Source organism: Microbacterium invictum, from assembly GCF_014197265.1.
Taxonomy (GTDB): domain Bacteria; phylum Actinomycetota; class Actinomycetes; order Actinomycetales; family Microbacteriaceae; genus Microbacterium; species Microbacterium invictum.
On sequence record NZ_JACIFH010000001.1, the window covers coordinates 265,051 to 280,314 of the forward strand.

The window sequence follows — 15,264 nt, forward strand, 5'->3', positions numbered from 1 at the left end:
AGGTGTTGCCCCGGCCCGGTGACCGGGCCGGGGCAACACGAGGTGGATGCGATCAGCCGATGAGGGCGATCGCGGCGTTGATCTGCTCGCGCAGCGAGTCTGACAGCGGAGCGGAGCCCGCGGCCTCGGCGGCGACGTCCTGGCCCTCGGCACTGACGACGAACTCGAAGTACGCGCTGACCAGCTCGGCTGCGGCGGCGTCCTCGTACTCCTCGCACGCGATCAGGTAGCTGACCAGCGCGATGGGGTACGAGCCGGCCGGAGCGGCGGCCGGGTCGACGTCGAACACGAGGTCGCCGGCGCCGCGGCCCTCGACCAGCGGCGATGCGTCCACGAGCGCGGCAGCGGCCTCCGACGAGTACGGGACGAACTCGTCGCCGACCTTGATCGCGACGGTGCCCAGGCCACCGGCCTGCGACGCGTCGGCGTAGCCGATGGTGCCCGCGCCGCCGTTGACGGCTGAGACGACACCCGAGGTGCCCTGCGCGGCCTCACCGGAGGACAGCGGCCACTCGTCCGAGGGCTCGTGCGGCCACGCGTCGGGCGCGACGGCGGCGAGGTAGTCGGTGAAGATCTCGCTCGTGCCCGAGGGGTCCGAGCGGTGCACCGGCGAGATCGCCAGATCGGGCAGGGTCGCGTCGGGGTTGTCCGCGGCGATGGCCGGGTCGTTCCAGTTCGCGATGTCGCCGTTGAAGATCTGCCCGACGGTGGTCGCGTCGAGGTTCAGCGTGTCGACGCCCTCGAGGTTGAAGATGATCGCGACGGGCGAGATGTACACGGGGATCTCGACGATCGCGTCGGTGGCGCACGAGCCGAAGCCGCCCTCGGCGATCTCCTCGTCGTTGAACGCACGGTCCGAGCCGATGTACGACTGTCCGCCGGAGAGGAAGTTGTCGCGGCCGACGCCCGAGCCGGTGGCCTGGTAGTTGATGGTGGTGGCGGTGTTCGCGGTCTGGAACGCAGCGACCCACGCCTGCTGCGCGGCGTCCTGCGACGACGCGCCCGTCGCGTTGAGCGTGCCGCTGAGCGAGGGCGTCTCGGCCCCGGTGTCATCGGCCGGCGCGGCGTTCGGCTCGTTGGCCGCACATCCTGTCAATGCGAGTGCGGTCACGGCGGCGACAGCGCCCAGCTGGGCGAGACGATTGAGCTTCACGTGTCGTTTCCTTCTGTGTCGGGGTCAGCCCTTGGTGCAGGGCTCGCCCCGACGCTAGACATCCACTCTTACGAGAGTGCGCTGTCTCGGTGAACGACAGGTGAACGACGTGGAACGTGCCGGTGCCCGCGGCGATGGATGCCGGGGAGGGAATCCACCGGTCAGGGCTTGGGCTCGTGGGTCTCGATCGACACGATTCCCGACCCCGGGTTGGTCGCCGACAGGTGCACGACCGAGAACGCCGCCGGCTCCAGCGCGGAGGCGCTGCCGAGGTACGAGCCACGCATCGTGCCGGTGGCCAGGGCGAGCTCGGTGAGGATGTCCGGGAGCACGGGGCCGTGCGAGCACAGCACCGCGGGCTTGCGCGAGCGGATCCGCTTGCCGACGACGGTGCGCACGTCGGCCTCACCCTGCTCCCACGCGTCCTGGCTGAGCAGGGGGGTCCGGACGATCTGCCGGCCCAGGGCCGCCGCCAGCGGCGCGACGGTGGTCACGCAGCGGACGGCGTCGCTGGAGATCACGCGGCGGACGCCGAACGACTGCAGCGGTCCGACCAGCGCGCCTGCCTGCGTCGTGCCGCGACCGGTCAGCGGGCGCGCGGCGTCGGCACCGGCCCAGTCCTCGCGCGACCGCGCCTTGGCGTGACGCAGCACGATGATGGGGAACGTCGACAGCACGCCGTCACCGACGAAGGTGAGGAACTGCTCCATGATCTCGACGTCGACCGGGTAGCTCAGGCGCCCCAGCGCCTTCTTGGGCGTGACCCATTCCAGCGCCGCGATCTCCTTGTTCGGAACGAACGCGGAGGCGCGGATCGCGGCATCGGTCGCCTCGGCAGACCAGTAGTGCACGATCTTCTGCCGCTTGCTGGGCAGCCGGTAGCGCGAGACGCCGACGGGAATGCCCAGGGCGACGCGGATGCCGGTCTCTTCGAAGATCTCGCGCGCGGCGGTCTCGGCGAGGGTCTCGCCCGGGTCGACCTTGCCTTTGGGGAGCGTGACGTCGGCGTAGGCGGTGCGGTGGATGACCAGCACCATGAGCCTGTCCTCGACCAGGCGCCAGACGACTCCTCCCGCGGCGTAGACGGCGGTGTCCGTCATCGCACCGCGCGGGAGCGCCGGCGGCGCTGGATCTGGGACATGAGCTTCTCCTGCATGTCCACGAGGGGTGTACCGCTGTCGTCGCGGCTGTTCCGCGTCCACTCGCCGGCGGGGCCCAGGTTCCAGGAGCTGGTCGTGTCGGCCATCGCGAGATCGAACAGGTCGTCGAGTTCGTTGATGTGGGCGGGTGCGACGACCCGGACGAGTGCTTCGACGCGCCGGTCGAGGTTGCGGTGCATCATGTCGGCGCTGCCGATGTACACCTGCGGGTCGCCGTCGCCGGCGAAGGCGAAGATGCGCGAATGCTCCAGGTAGCGCCCGAGGATCGAGCGGACGGTGATGTTGTCGCTGACGCCCTCGAGGTCGGTGCGCAGCGAGCAGATCCCGCGTACCCAGATGTCCACGCGCACCCCGGCCTGGCTGGCGCGGTAGAGGGCATCGATGATCTGCTCGTCGACCATCGAGTTCACCTTGATCCGGATGCCGGCAGGCTTGCCGGCCAGGGCGTTGCGGTGCTCCCGGTCGATGAGGCGGAGCAGTCCCTTGCGCAGGTGGAGCGGGGCCACCAGCAGGCGCTTGAACTTCTTCTCGATCGCGTACCCGGACAGTTCGTTGAACAGGCGCGTCAGGTCGCGGCCGACCTGCTCGTCGACGGTGAACAGGCCGAAGTCCTCATAGGTGCGGCTGGTCTTGGGGTTGTAGTTGCCGGTGCCGATGTGGCTGTAGCTTCGCAGCAGCCCGTCTTCCTCTCGGATGACGTGCAGCAGCTTGCAGTGCGTCTTGAGGCCGACGAGGCCGTAGACGACGTGGACGCCGGCCTTCTCGAGCTTGCGCGCCCAGACGATGTTGGCGGCCTCGTCGAAGCGGGCCTTGACCTCGACGAGCGCGAGGACCTGCTTGCCGTTCTCGGCGGCGTCGATCAGCGCCTCGACGATCGGGCTGTCACCCGAGGTGCGGTAGAGCGTCTGCTTGATCGCGAGGACGTGCGGGTCGCGGGCCGCCTGCTCGAGGAACGCCACGACGCTCGTCGTGAACGACTCGTAGGGGTGGTGGACGAGCACGTCGCCCTTGCGGATGGCGGTGAACAGGTCGGCGCGCGGGCTCTGGTCCGGCGGCTGGAAGGCCGCGGCGGTCTTGGGGACGTGCGGCGGGTAGTGCAGCTCCGGCCGGTCGATCTTGGCGAGGTCGAACAGCCCGCGCAGGTCGAGCGGCCCGGGGAGCCGGTACACCTCCTGCTCGGTGATGTCGAGCTCGTTCAGCAGCAGGTCGAGGGTGACCTCGTCCATGTCCTCGGTGATCTCGAGCCGGATGGGCGGCCCGAACCGGCGGCGCAGCAGCTCGGCCTCGAGCGCCTGGATGAGATTCTCGGTCTCGTCCTCTTCGATGACCATGTCCTCATTGCGGGTGAGGCGGAAGGTGTGGTGCTCGAGGACCTCCATCCCCGGGAACAGGTCGGAGAGGTTCTCGGAGATGAGGTATTCCAGCGGCAGGTACCGGACCCGTCCGATGTTGCCGTCGGCCGGGACCTGGACGAACCGGGGCAGCATCGACGGCACCTTCAGTCGCGCGAACTCCTGACGGCCGGTGCGGGCGTTGCGGATGCGCACGGCGAGGTTGAGCGACAGCCCCGAGATGTAGGGGAACGGGTGTGCCGGGTCGACCGCGAGCGGCATGAGCACCGGGAAGACCTGATTCTGGAAGTACTCGTACAGCTTGGTCTGCTCGGCCGGGGTCAGCTCATTCCACAGGACGACCTCGATGCCGGCATCCACCATCTTCGGCTTGACGAGGTCGGCCCACGCCGCCGCGTGCCGCAGCTGAAGGGCGTGCGCGGCGCCGGAGATGTCGGCGAGCACCTCTTGCGGCGGGCGGCCGACGTTGGTCGGAACGGCGAGGCCGGTGACGATGCGCCGCTTGAGCCCGGCGACGCGCACCATGAAGAACTCGTCGAGGTTGCTCGCGAAGATGGCGAGGAAGTTCGCGCGCTCCAGCACCGGCAGGCTCGGGTCCTCGGCGAGCTCGAGGACCCGCTGATTGAAGGCGAGCCAGCTCAGCTCGCGGTCGAGATAGCGGTTGTCGGGCAGCTGCGAATCGTAGACCTCGACGACGCTGTCGAAGTCGTCGTCGTCCGCGTCGCCCAGTCCGGAGTCGAGAACGTCGGTGTCGATCATCTGATCATCATTGCAGTCTGACGTGAACGGCGCGTGACTCAGGTGGCCGCGGCCGGCTCGTGCGGGGCGGGGATCTCGTCGTCTTCGTACACGTTGAACCGGTAGCCGACGTTGCGGACGGTGCCGATGAGCTGCTCGAGGTCGCCGAGCTTCGCGCGCAGCCGCCGCACATGGACGTCGACGGTGCGGGTGCCGCCGAAGTAGTCGTAGCCCCACACTTCGCTCAGCAGCTGCTCGCGGGTGAACACGCGCGAGGGGTGCGTGGCGAGGAAGTGGAGCAGCTGGAACTCCTTGTAGGTGAGATCCAGCGGCTTGCCGCGCACCTTCGCCGAATAGGCGGACTCGTCGATCGTGATGCCCGAGGTCTGCACCCGCGGCGGCACCTGGTCCTGCGCGAGCCGGCCGATGGCGAGGCGCACGCGCGCGTCGACCTCGGCGGGACCGGCGGTGTGCAAGATCACATCGTCGACGCCCCAGTCGGTCGAGACGGCGGCGAGGCCGCCCTCGGTGACAACGAGCAGCAGCGGGCCGTGCAGACCGGTCGCCGTGAGGATCTTGCACAGCGACTTGGCGGCGGCGAGGTTCGCGCGGGCGTCGACGAGCACCGCATCGGCGTCGGGGGCGTGGACCAGCTGGGCGGGCTCGGCCGGAATCGACCGGACGTCGTGGCTGAGCAGTTCGAGGGCGGGCAGGACCGCACCGCCGGGGCCGGCGGTGCTCAAGACGAGAAGTCGAGCCAAGCGGAGAGTCCCTCCCGGTACGGAAGACCGAATGGAGCCCATCCTAGAACCAACCGCGCCCGCGCTCCGACTGCGCCCGCGACCGGGGTGCGTCACAATGGAGTCATGTCGGCCCCTGAACTCGCCCCTCGCAGCTCTTTCGGCGGTGTCATCGCCGTCTGGATCGCGGCAGCGGTCCTCGCGCTCGTGATCGGGGTCGTCGCTCCTTCGGACTGGCGGGCCGCGTGGATGGCGGTGGGCCTGGGCGCCTGCGTGATCATCGCGTTCGCCGTCCACCTCGCCGGGGGCCACGCCCTCGGCTTCATCCAGCGGGTCGCGGCGAGTGTGCTGGGCGCCATGCTCGTGATGGGGCTCATCGGCGTCGGCTTCGGGCTCGCGACGCTGTTCGCCGGGTAGAGTGAAGACATGGACCTCGTCGCACTGGAACTGTTCTTCGTCGGGCTGCTGGGGCTCGCGTCGCTGGCGATCGCGTTCGTCTCGGTCGTGGTTCTGAAGAACCTCTACCGCGGCCAGCGCTGAGCCGCATGCTCGAACTGCCCACCGACCTGCCCGCGGACATCGTTCCGCTGTCGTGGCTGCTGGGCGTCTGGGAGGGCACCGGCGTCATCGACTACCACGCCGGCGATCAGGACTTCTCGGGCGAGTTCGCCCATCGGGTGAGCTTCAGCCACGACGGGGGAGACGTCGTCAACTACGCCGCCAGCGCCTGGCTGCTCGGCGCCGACGACCAGCGCACGCCGCTCGTGTCCGAGCTCGGCTACTGGCGCCTGACCCGTCCCGCGACCGATGCCGATGCCGGTCCCGGACTCCTGCCCCCGCTCGCGACGCGCGAGAAGCCCCGCGACGTCGACGACGTCGAAGAGCTCCGCAACGCCGACGACGGCTTCGACATCGAGGTGTCGGTGGTCCACTCCGACGGAGTCACCGAGCTGTACCTGGGTCAGGTCAAGGGGCCGCGCATCGACGTCGCGACCGACGCCGTCGTGCGCACTGCCGGCGCCAAGGCCTACACCGCGGCGACCCGCATGTACGGGCTCGTCGACGGCCACCTGCTGTGGGCGTGGGACATCGCCGCGCTGGGCGGCGAGCTCGCCTCGCACGCGTCGGCGCGCCTCGCCCGCGTCGACTGAGGGAGCATCATGACCGACGACTTCACCCGCGTGCCCGGCGCGGTCTGCGACGAGCATGGCCTGCTGCACGTCGGCGCGCCGCTGCGCGAGCAGCGCGACCTGGCCGCCGGCGCCGCGCTCGCGCCGCTGGGCGACCGCACTGTGCTGACCGTGACCGGCGAGGACAGGTTGTCGTGGCTCGACTCGATCACCTCGCAGGCGCTGACGGCGCTGCGCCCCGGCGAGAGCACCGAGACGCTCGTGCTCGACCCGCAGGGTCACGTCGAGCACGCCGCGGCGGTCGTCGACGATGGCGAGACGACGTGGCTGATCGCCGACCGCTCCGACGCCGACGCGCTGCTGACCTGGCTGACCCGCATGCGGTTCCGGCTGCGCGTCGACCCGCAGGACGCGTCCGACCGCTATCGGGTGATCGCCGGGACGGTGGATGCCACGGCGGCACTGGCGGCGGCCGCCTCCTGGCGCGATCCGTGGCCGGGTGTCACGGTGGGCGGCTGGGGCTACGCGGCCGTCGAGCCGCACCCAGGGAGCGAGCGCGAGTGGGTGGAGGCGATCGTCCCGGTCGCCGAGCTCGATCGCCTGATCGATGCCGCGGCCACCGGTGAGCAGCGGCTGGCCGGCCGGCTCGCCGCCGACGCCCTGCGGGTGGCCGCCTGGCGGCCGCGCGTGAGCGCCGAGGCCGACGGGCGGACCCTGCCGCACGAGGTCGACTGGCTGCGCACGGCCGTCCACCTCGAGAAGGGCTGCTACCGCGGTCAGGAGACGGTGGCCAAGGTGCACAACCTCGGTCACCCGCCGCGCCGGATGGTCGCGTTGCAGCTGGACGGCAGCACGGACGTGCTGCCCGAGCCCGGCGCCCTCGTCCACCTCGGTGAGAACGCGGTCGGCGCCGTGACGTCGGTCGCGCGACACCACGAAGAGGGCCCGATCGCCCTCGCGATCGTCAAACGCACGACCCCGGTCGATGCGGAGCTGACCGTCGAGACCCCCGACGGCCCGATCGCCGCGGCGCCCGAGCTGATCGTGCCACCGGATGCCGGCAGGACGGCATCCATCCCCCGCATGCCCCGCCTGTCGCAGCGCCGCTGACGTACCCCGGCGCGTCAGCGTGCCGGGGAGACGCAGTCCCACGGTACGGTCACCTCACCCAGCCGCCACCGCGAGCGGCCGGCGACCGGCCAGCCCGCCGCGGCCATCGCCTCCAGCGCCGCACGCCACCGCTGCACCGGGCCGAACGCCGACGCGGCCACCGCGCGCGTCCACTCCCCATCGAGCGCCGCGAGGAAGGCGTGCACCGGCTCGCCGGGCACGTTGCGGTGAATGAGCGCCTTCGGGAGGCGCTCGGCGGCGATCGCGGGGGAGTCCAGGCCCGCGAGGCGCAGAGAAACGGTGAGGGTGCGCGGAACGGCATCGGTCCCCACCTCGACCCATGTGCAGATGCGCCCCAACTCGTCGCACGTGCCCTCTACGACCATGCCGCCCGGAGCCAGCCGCGCGCACATGCGCGCCCACGCTTCGGCGACCTCGGACTCGTCGTACTGACGCAGCACGTTGAGCGCGCGGACGACGGCCGGCCGGCGGTCGCCGGGCAGGGGAACCTCGAACCCGCCCCGCGCGAAGGACACCCGCGCGCCGGCGGCGAACGGCGTCCGCCCCGCCCGCACGCCGGCCAGCTGCGCCCGTGCGCGGGCGACGCGAACCGGGTCGATCTCCAGGCCGATCACCTCGACATCGGCGCGTGCCCGGCGCAGCCGCGCCTCGAGCTCGAGGGTCGTCACACCGCTGGCCCCGTAGCCGAGATCGACCACGAGCGGGTCGGCGGCCCGGCGCAGAACCGGGTGCCGGGCGATCCACCGGTCGATGCGGCGCAGGCGGTTGGTGCCCGTCGTCCCGCGGGTGATCTGCCCCACCGGTCCACGCGCCATGGACCCATGATGCCAGCCGCGCGGAGAACCACCGCTGGATAGACTGGCGCCATGACTGCGCCCTACACGCTGATCCTCCTCCGCCACGGCCAGAGCGAGTGGAACAAGACCAACCAGTTCACCGGATGGGTGGATGTCCGCCTCACCGAGCAGGGCAAGGCCGAGGCCACCCGCGGCGGCGAGCTGCTCAAGGAATCCGGCCTGCTGCCCGACATCCTGCACACCTCGCTGCTCTCTCGCGCCATCCAGACCGCCGACATCGCGCTCGACGCGGCCGACCGGCTGTGGATTCCCGTGAAGCGCACCTGGCGCCTGAACGAGCGTCACTACGGCGAGCTGCAGGGCAAGGACAAGGCGCAGACGCTCGAGGAGTTCGGTGAGGAGCAGTTCATGCTGTGGCGCCGTTCGTTCGACGTTCCGCCGCCCGAGCTCGCCGACGACGCGGAGTACAGCCAGGCGAACGACCCGCGGTACGCCGGCATTGACGGCGGGATCCCGCGCACCGAGTCGCTCAAGATCGTGATCGACCGGATGATGCCGTACTGGGAGGGCGAGATCGTCCCCGATCTGAAGGCCGGTCAGACGGTGCTCGTCGCAGCACACGGCAACTCGCTGCGCGGCCTGGTCAAGCACCTCGACCAGATCAGCGATGATGACATCGCGGCGCTGAACATCCCCACCGGCATTCCGCTGGTCTACAAGCTCGGCGAGGATTTCATGCCGCTGGGCCCGGGCGAGTACCTCGATCCCGAGGCGGCGGCAGCCGGGGCTGCCGCCGTGGCGGCGCAGGGCAAGAAGTAGTCGTCGGCCGGGGGTGACCCGGCGGACCACGCGAAAGCGCCGGTGGGGGTGAAACCCCACCGGCGCTTGTGGTCTGTCGTCAGTTCGCGGGTTCTTCCGCGGTGACGCCGGGCTCTCCCGCGGCATCCACCCCTGCCTCGGTCTCGTCAGCGGAGGAGACGAGACCGGCGGCTTCGGCACGCGAGACGACCGCGATCGTGTCGGTGTCGGCGGTCCAATCTCCGGTGGCGAGGTAGGCGACCTTCTTGGCCACCGACAGGGCGTGGTCGGCGAAGCGCTCGTGATACCTGCTGGCCAGGGTGGCATCGACGGTCGCCGCCGCCTCACCCTGCCAATTGGCGCCGAGCACCTTCTCGAACACGGAGAGGTGCAGATCGTCGAGCTGCTCCTCGCGGTCGCGCAGGATCTCGACGAGGGTGAGATCTTCGGTGCGCAGCAGATCGGCGAGCGTGCGCGCCACTTCGACGTCGAGTTCGCCCATCTTCACGAAGGTGCTCTTCAGGCCCTTGGGGATCGCCCGCTCGGGGAAGCGCATGCGGGTCATCTGGGCGATGTGCTCGGCGATGTCGCCCATGCGCTCCAGCGACGTGCTCACCCGGAGCGCGGCCACCACGATTCGCAGGTCGCGGGCGACCGGCTGCTGGCGGGCGAGGATGTTGATGGCCAGCTCATCGAGGGTGACGGCCTTCTCGTCGATGATGAGGTCTTCTTCGATGACCTCTTCGGCCAAGCCGACGTCGCTCTTGCCGAACGCGCGGGTCGCTTTGTCGATGGCGACCGTCACCAGTTCGGCGATCTCGACCAGACGCCCTTGGACGTCTTCCAGCGACTGGTGGAAAACTTCGCGCATGTCAGCACTTCTCCTCTCGCAGGCACGGCACGGCGCCCGCCCGGCGACACGGTAATCGTCTCTGCCGAAGGTTAACGAACGGTGCCCTGTGCGTGAACAGTGTGTGCGATGTGGTGCGGGACCGGAAACTCCGACAGATCGGGGGTCGCGACCAGCCTACGCTGGGAAGCATGGACACGACTGCGGCCGCGCTGCTGGCGCTCGCCGTCGGCGTCGTGGTCGGTGTCGCCATCGCGTGGATCGTCGTGCAGGCCCTGCGTGCCCGGCGCACCGCCGGCGTCCAGGCGTCCACCGAGATCCCCGACGGCGCCCACGCCGTGCTGGGGGCCATGGACGACGCCGCGGTCATCGTGGACTCCTCCATGTCGATCGCGGTCGCATCGGCGGCGGCGGGACTGTTCGGTCTGCGCGAGGGACAGATTTTGCCCGACGAGCTGCGGACCCTCGCACGCGCGGCGCGCGCGCACGAGAAGCATGAGACGGCGACGCTGCGGCTGCGCCGGGGCGTCGAGATGCGCTCGGTCGTGGCGCGCGCCGGCTCGGTCACTCCGCGGATGACCCTCGTGATCGTGCGCGACATCACCGAGCGCGAGCGTGTCGAGGAGATGCGCCGTGACTTCGTCGCCAACACCAGTCATGAGCTGAAGACTCCGGTCGGGGCGATCAGCCTGCTGTCGGAGGCGGTCGAGTCGGCCGCCGACGACCCCGCGCAGGTGCGCCACTTCGCGAGCCGCCTGATGGCCGAGGCCACCCGCCTGTCACAGCTGACCGCGCGCATCATGGACCTGTCGAGGCTGCAGTCCGACACCGATCTCACCGATCTGCGCGACGTCTCGATCGACGAGGTGGTGACCTCGGCCATCGAGTCGCAGGCGATCGCGGCCGACTCGGCGGGCATCGAGGTCGTGCGCGGCGGCGCCCGTGGGCTGTATGTCCGCGGCGACGTCCATATCCTCAGCGAGGCGATCGGCAACCTCGTCGCGAACGCCATCGCCTACTCGCCGGCGGGCGGTCGCGTCGGCGTGGGCGTCAAGAACGGCGACGGAACGGTCGAGATCGCCGTGACCGATCGCGGCATCGGCATCCCCGACGCCGAGCAGGACCGCGTCTTCGAGCGCTTCTACCGCGCCGACCAGGCACGATCGCGTCGCACCGGCGGCACCGGACTCGGCCTGTCGATCGTCAAGCACGCCGTGCAGCGCCACGGCGGCGTAGTCGAACTGTGGTCGCGCCCCGGTCGCGGCTCCACCTTCACCGTCCGGCTCGCCACCGTCGCCGCGCCCGAACCCACCGTCGTCAAGAAGAAGCGCAAGAAGAAGCCCGTGGACCGGGCGAAGGGAGAAGCGTCATGACCCGCGTTCTGATCGTGGAGGACGAGCCCGACCTCGCCGACCCGCTCGCATACCTCCTGCGTCGCGAGGGCTTCGACGTCGAGATCGCCGAGGACGGGCCCACCGCCCTCGAGCTGTTCGCCGCGCGCGGCGCCGACATCGTGCTGCTCGACCTGATGCTGCCCGGGATGCCGGGGACCGAGGTGTGCCGGATCATCCGCACCACGTCGCAGACGCCGATCATCATGCTGACCGCGAAGGACTCCGAAGTCGACATCGTCGTGGGGCTCGAACTGGGCGCCGACGACTATGTCACCAAGCCCTATTCGTCACGTGAGCTGCTGGCCCGCATGCGCGCGGTGCTGCGACGCGCCGAGACGGCGGCGCTCGACATCGACGAGCACGTGCTCGAAGGGGGCCGGGTCACGATCGACATCGACCGGCACACGGTCGCCGTCGAGGGCACGGAGATCGCCATGCCCCTCAAGGAATTCGAACTGCTCGAGGTGCTCATGCGCAACGTCGGCCGCGTGCTCACGCGCGGACAGCTGATCGATCGCGTATGGGGCAGCGACTACTTCGGCGACACCAAGACGCTGGACGTCCACATCAAGCGCATCCGCTCTCGCATCGAGAAGGACCCCGGCAGCCCGGTGATGCTGCTGACCGTGCGCGGCCTCGGCTACCGCTTCGAGGGGTGACCGCTCAGGCGGTGCTGCCCGCTCGCGCGGTTGCGCCCGCTCAGGCGGCGGGGACGAACTCGGCCAGGTAGTCGAGCGACCCGTCGAGCACGGGGACGGCGAATTCGACGCCCGTGCCCGTGCCGGACTGGAACGAGACGTCCAGGTTGGCGCCGGGCGGGGTGTCGATGCCCTCGAGCAGCAGCGGCTCGACACCGTCGAACCCGAAGCTCACCACGCCGTCGGCGGGCACGCGCACGGTGTGCGCGGTGCCGTCGACGCCGATCGTGAGGGTCTGCGGCTCGTCGGTGTCGTTGATCACGGCGGCCAGCAGGTTGCCGTTCACGCCGTCGTCATCGGCCACGATGAGCGCGTTGCGGATCTCGAGCGGGCCCGACTCGGGGATGTTCACGCCGTCGGCGGGGGAGTAGGGGATCGTCGTAGCCTGGGGAGCCACCATGTTGCAGCCGGTCGTTCCCAGCGCGAGTGCAGCACCGACGGCAAGAGATGCCACAAAACGCGACTTCTTCACGATTCCTCCAGATGACGACAAGGGTCTGTGCGTACATTCTACGCAGTCGTCGTCGGCGGTCCCGACGCGGCAGGGCGCAGGAAACGGGGCAGGGGCGAACCTTAGCGTATGTCCGCTGTGGTATCCTTTAGTTTGCCGAAAGGACATAATTGCATGCTTTTTGAGGTTGGCGAGACCGTCGTCTATCCGCACCATGGGGCCGCGACGATCATCGAGGTCAAAGACCGGATCATCAAGGGTGAGACGAAGAAGTATCTGAAGCTCAACGTCACCCAGGGCGACCTGATCATCGAGGTTCCGGCAGACAATGTCGACCTGGTCGGCGTCCGCGACGTGATCGGCAAGGACGGCCTCGAGAAGGTGTTCGACGTGCTGCGCGCACCGTTCACAGAAGAGCCCACGAACTGGTCGCGCCGGTACAAGGCGAACCTCGAGAAGCTCGCCTCCGGCGACGTCATCAAGGTGAGCGAAGTCGTCCGCGACCTGTGGCGCCGTGATCAGGACCGCGGTCTGTCGGCCGGTGAGAAGCGCATGCTCGCCAAGGCGCGCCAGATCCTCGTCTCCGAGATCGCGCTCGCGCTGAAGGCCGACGAAGAGCACGCCGGCGGCGTCCTCGACGAGGTCCTCGCGAGCTGACCCGGTCCGTTCCGGTGTGCGTACGCTCGGTACGCTCGAAGGCATGAGCATCGTCCCCGTGCCCTCCGTCGCCGTCATCGTCGTGGCCGCCGGCTCGGGGTTGCGGCTCGGGGCCGGGGGGCCGAAGGCGTTCGTGGGCATCGACCGGCACTCCATGCTGCGGCACGCGCTGCGCGGAGTCTTCGAGGGACCGGTGGCGCAGGTGATCGTGGTCGCCCCCGCCGATCGTGTCGGCGATGCGCGGACGGATGCCGTGGAGGCGGCCGGCGCGCACCGTGACCTCGTCACCGTCGTCGGCGGCGGGCAGACCCGGCAGGATTCGGTGCGTGCCGGCCTTTCGGCCGTCTGGCCCGACGTCGAGATCGTGCTCGTGCACGACGCCGCGCGTGCACTCACCCCGGCGTCCGTGTTCGAACGGGTCGTCGGCGCCGTGCGCAGCGGACGCGATGCCGTGGTGCCGGTGCTGCCGGTCGTCGACACGATCAAGCGGGTCGATGCCGATGCCGTCACCGCCGCGGTCGACCGCTCGGCCCTCGCTGCCGCGCAGACGCCGCAGGGCTTCCGCCGCGACGTCCTCGACACCGGGTACGAGATCGCGCGCGAGGAGTACACCGACGACGCCGCACTCGTCCAGGCGGCCGGATTCTCGGTCTTCACGGTCGCCGGCGATGATCGCGCCTTCAAGATCACGACGCCGGCCGACCTGGAGCGGGCACGGCTACTCGCGTCGCCGGTGGCACCGGCCGTCGCATCGATCGACCCCGCGCCGTTGCTGCCCAGGGTCGGCGTCGGCACCGACGTGCACGCGTTCGGCGGCGACGGCACGCTGTGGCTGGCCGGGCTCGAATGGCCCGGCGAGCAGGCGCTGCACGGTCACTCCGACGGCGACGCCGTCGCCCACGCGATCGTGGACGCGCTGCTGGCCGCCGCGGGGCTCGGCGACATCGGCACGCACTTCGGCACCGACACGCCCGAGTACGCCGGTGCACACGCCGACGTCTTCCTCGTGCGCACGCGCGCGATCCTCGGTGAGGCGGGCTGGGCCGTCGGCAACGTGTCGGTGCAGGTGCAGGCGAACCGGCCGCGCTTCGCGGCGCGGCGGACGCAGGCCGAGGCGGTGCTGTCGGCGGCGCTGGGCGCTCCGGTGTCGGTGTCGGCGACCACCACCGACGGGCTGGGGTTCACCGGCGCGGGCGAGGGCGTCGCGGCCTTCGCCGTGGCGCTGGTCGTACCTGCGTGAATCACCCCTCCACCGCGAACGGTGCGGGATCGCGGGGCGAGCGTGAGCCCCAGGCGAGGAGCGCCAGCCCGGCGGCCAGCACGGCGAGACCGACGATGGCGAGCACCGACAGCCGTTCGCCGAGCACCGTGATGCCCAGGACACTCGCCGTCAGCGGCTCGCCGAGCGTCAGGGTGGCAGCTGTCGCCGCCGTGAGCCCGCTGAGTCCCCACGTGAACAGGATGTAGGCGACGCCGATCGTGGCGACCCCGAGCCACAGTGCCATGATGAGGCCGCTGGTCGTGCCCAGCCAGTCGAGCGTCACGAACGGGATCGCGAAGGCGCACAGCACCGCCGAGCTCGCGCCCATCGCGCCGACGACGGTGAACGGATCCCAGCCGGCGTCGAGCAGCCGGCGCTGTGCATTGGCGATCACCGCGAACGACGCACCCGCCCCGATCGATCCGAGCAGGCCCACCGGGTCGGTGCCGCCCGCAGCGTCCGCCCCGCCGCCGAAGCCCAAGAGCACGACGCCGACGGTCGCGAGTGCCGTCGCGCCGATCCAGGTGGCTGTCGGCAGCCGCCGCGTCAGCGCCCACTCGAGAAGGCCCGCGAGCACGGGCGCGGACCCGAGCGCGACGACGGTGCCGACAGCGACCCCGTTCACGGACGTGCCGAGGAAGAACAGCGGCTGGTAGATCGCCAGGCACGCGCCCGTCAGCACCATCAGAGACAGGGGACGGATGCCGAGGCTCGGCCGCGCGGCACCGGCATCCATCTGCCGCCGCCGGGTATGACGGGCGGCCAGCAGGAATGCGATGACCGCCAGAACCGTGCCGCCGATGACCATGCGCACGACGCCGATCGACAGGGGCGTGGTCCCGTCCGGACCCAGCGCCTGCGAGGTGCCCGTCGTGCCGAACAGCAGGGCCGCGGCGAGGACGGCGAGGACGTGGAGCACTCTACAGTTCTACCGGGTGTCATCGCACGCGGGCG

16 protein-coding genes are annotated in these 15,264 nt (G+C 70.4%); 8 read left to right on the forward strand and 8 right to left on the reverse strand.

The genetic code is table 11. The features are described 5' to 3' along the window. Positions 1–52 precede the first annotated feature (52 nt). The 4 genes from BKA10_RS01325 to BKA10_RS01340 form a co-directional block, all read right to left on the reverse strand. Positions 53–1,153 carry a phosphate ABC transporter substrate-binding protein PstS gene (locus BKA10_RS01325; RefSeq protein WP_183498235.1) on the reverse strand — a complete coding sequence of 367 codons (1,101 nt, stop codon included), beginning with the start codon at positions 1,151–1,153 and terminating at the stop codon, positions 53–55. 161 nt (positions 1,154–1,314) lie between these two features. After that, positions 1,315–2,253, reverse strand: a complete 939-nt coding sequence (locus BKA10_RS01330) for an NUDIX hydrolase (protein ID WP_183498237.1) — start codon at positions 2,251–2,253, stop codon at positions 1,315–1,317. Continuing rightward, entirely contained in the window at positions 2,250–4,424 is a 2,175-nt protein-coding gene (locus BKA10_RS01335; RefSeq protein WP_183498239.1) for an RNA degradosome polyphosphate kinase, read from the reverse strand. Before BKA10_RS01335 ends, BKA10_RS01330 begins: the two co-directional genes overlap by 4 nt. Before the next feature lie 38 nt (positions 4,425–4,462). Then, on the reverse strand, positions 4,463–5,164 hold the full coding sequence (locus BKA10_RS01340; protein WP_183498241.1) for a winged helix-turn-helix transcriptional regulator: 702 nt from the start codon (positions 5,162–5,164) through the stop codon (positions 4,463–4,465). 105 nt (positions 5,165–5,269) lie between these two features. Between BKA10_RS01340 and BKA10_RS01345 the strand changes: the two genes are divergently transcribed. The 3 genes from BKA10_RS01345 (at position 5,270) to ygfZ (ending at position 7,383) form a co-directional block, all read left to right on the forward strand. Next, a complete protein-coding gene (locus tag BKA10_RS01345) occupies positions 5,270–5,560 on the forward strand; it encodes a hypothetical protein (protein WP_183498243.1) in 291 nt (96 codons plus the stop codon). A 128-nt stretch (positions 5,561–5,688) separates the two neighbouring features. Further along, positions 5,689–6,294: a nitrobindin family protein gene (locus BKA10_RS01350; protein WP_183498245.1), complete on the forward strand. Its 606-nt coding sequence runs from the start codon at positions 5,689–5,691 to the stop codon at positions 6,292–6,294. A gap of 9 nt (positions 6,295–6,303) precedes the next feature. Then, on the forward strand, positions 6,304–7,383 hold the full coding sequence (gene ygfZ / locus BKA10_RS01355; protein WP_183498247.1) for a CAF17-like 4Fe-4S cluster assembly/insertion protein YgfZ: 1,080 nt from the start codon (positions 6,304–6,306) through the stop codon (positions 7,381–7,383). A gap of 14 nt (positions 7,384–7,397) precedes the next feature. On the opposite strand, the gene BKA10_RS01360 is transcribed toward ygfZ, so the two are convergent. Next, the gene (locus BKA10_RS01360; protein ID WP_183498249.1) at positions 7,398–8,219 is read right to left on the reverse strand and encodes a class I SAM-dependent methyltransferase; all 822 of its coding nucleotides are present in this window, start codon (positions 8,217–8,219) and stop codon (positions 7,398–7,400) included. Positions 8,220–8,270: 51 nt separating this feature from the next. On the opposite strand from BKA10_RS01360, the gene BKA10_RS01365 reads away from it, so the two are divergent. Then, complete coding sequence (locus BKA10_RS01365; RefSeq protein WP_183498250.1) at positions 8,271–9,020, forward strand: phosphoglyceromutase; 750 nt, start codon at positions 8,271–8,273, stop codon at positions 9,018–9,020. A 79-nt stretch (positions 9,021–9,099) separates the two neighbouring features. Here the strand turns inward: BKA10_RS01365 and phoU are convergent, their stop codons facing one another. Further along, positions 9,100–9,870, reverse strand: coding sequence for a phosphate signaling complex protein PhoU (gene phoU, locus BKA10_RS01370; protein WP_183498252.1), 771 nt, complete (start codon positions 9,868–9,870; stop codon positions 9,100–9,102). A gap of 170 nt (positions 9,871–10,040) precedes the next feature. Here phoU and BKA10_RS01375 point away from each other — a divergent pair, with 170 nt between their 5' ends. Then, positions 10,041–11,222: a sensor histidine kinase gene (locus BKA10_RS01375; protein ID WP_183498254.1), complete on the forward strand. Its 1,182-nt coding sequence runs from the start codon at positions 10,041–10,043 to the stop codon at positions 11,220–11,222. Further along, positions 11,219–11,902, forward strand: coding sequence for a response regulator (locus BKA10_RS01380; RefSeq protein WP_183498256.1), 684 nt, complete (start codon positions 11,219–11,221; stop codon positions 11,900–11,902). Before BKA10_RS01375 ends, BKA10_RS01380 begins: the two co-directional genes overlap by 4 nt. A gap of 40 nt (positions 11,903–11,942) precedes the next feature. Here the strand turns inward: BKA10_RS01380 and BKA10_RS01385 are convergent, their stop codons facing one another. Continuing rightward, positions 11,943–12,395, reverse strand: a complete 453-nt coding sequence (locus tag BKA10_RS01385) for a DNA modification methylase (protein WP_248199111.1) — start codon at positions 12,393–12,395, stop codon at positions 11,943–11,945. A gap of 171 nt (positions 12,396–12,566) precedes the next feature. Between BKA10_RS01385 and BKA10_RS01390 the strand changes: the two genes are divergently transcribed. Continuing rightward, positions 12,567–13,049: a CarD family transcriptional regulator gene (locus tag BKA10_RS01390; RefSeq protein ID WP_183498260.1), complete on the forward strand. Its 483-nt coding sequence runs from the start codon at positions 12,567–12,569 to the stop codon at positions 13,047–13,049. A 43-nt stretch (positions 13,050–13,092) separates the two neighbouring features. Further along, positions 13,093–14,289, forward strand: coding sequence for a 2-C-methyl-D-erythritol 4-phosphate cytidylyltransferase (gene ispD / locus BKA10_RS01395; RefSeq protein WP_183498262.1), 1,197 nt, complete (start codon positions 13,093–13,095; stop codon positions 14,287–14,289). A 1-nt stretch (position 14,290) separates the two neighbouring features. On the opposite strand, the gene BKA10_RS16870 is transcribed toward ispD, so the two are convergent. Then, positions 14,291–15,229 (reverse strand): EamA family transporter, encoded by a 939-nt coding sequence (locus BKA10_RS16870; protein ID WP_183498264.1) that lies wholly within the window; start codon positions 15,227–15,229, stop codon positions 14,291–14,293. Between the last annotated feature and the right edge of the window lie 35 nt (positions 15,230–15,264).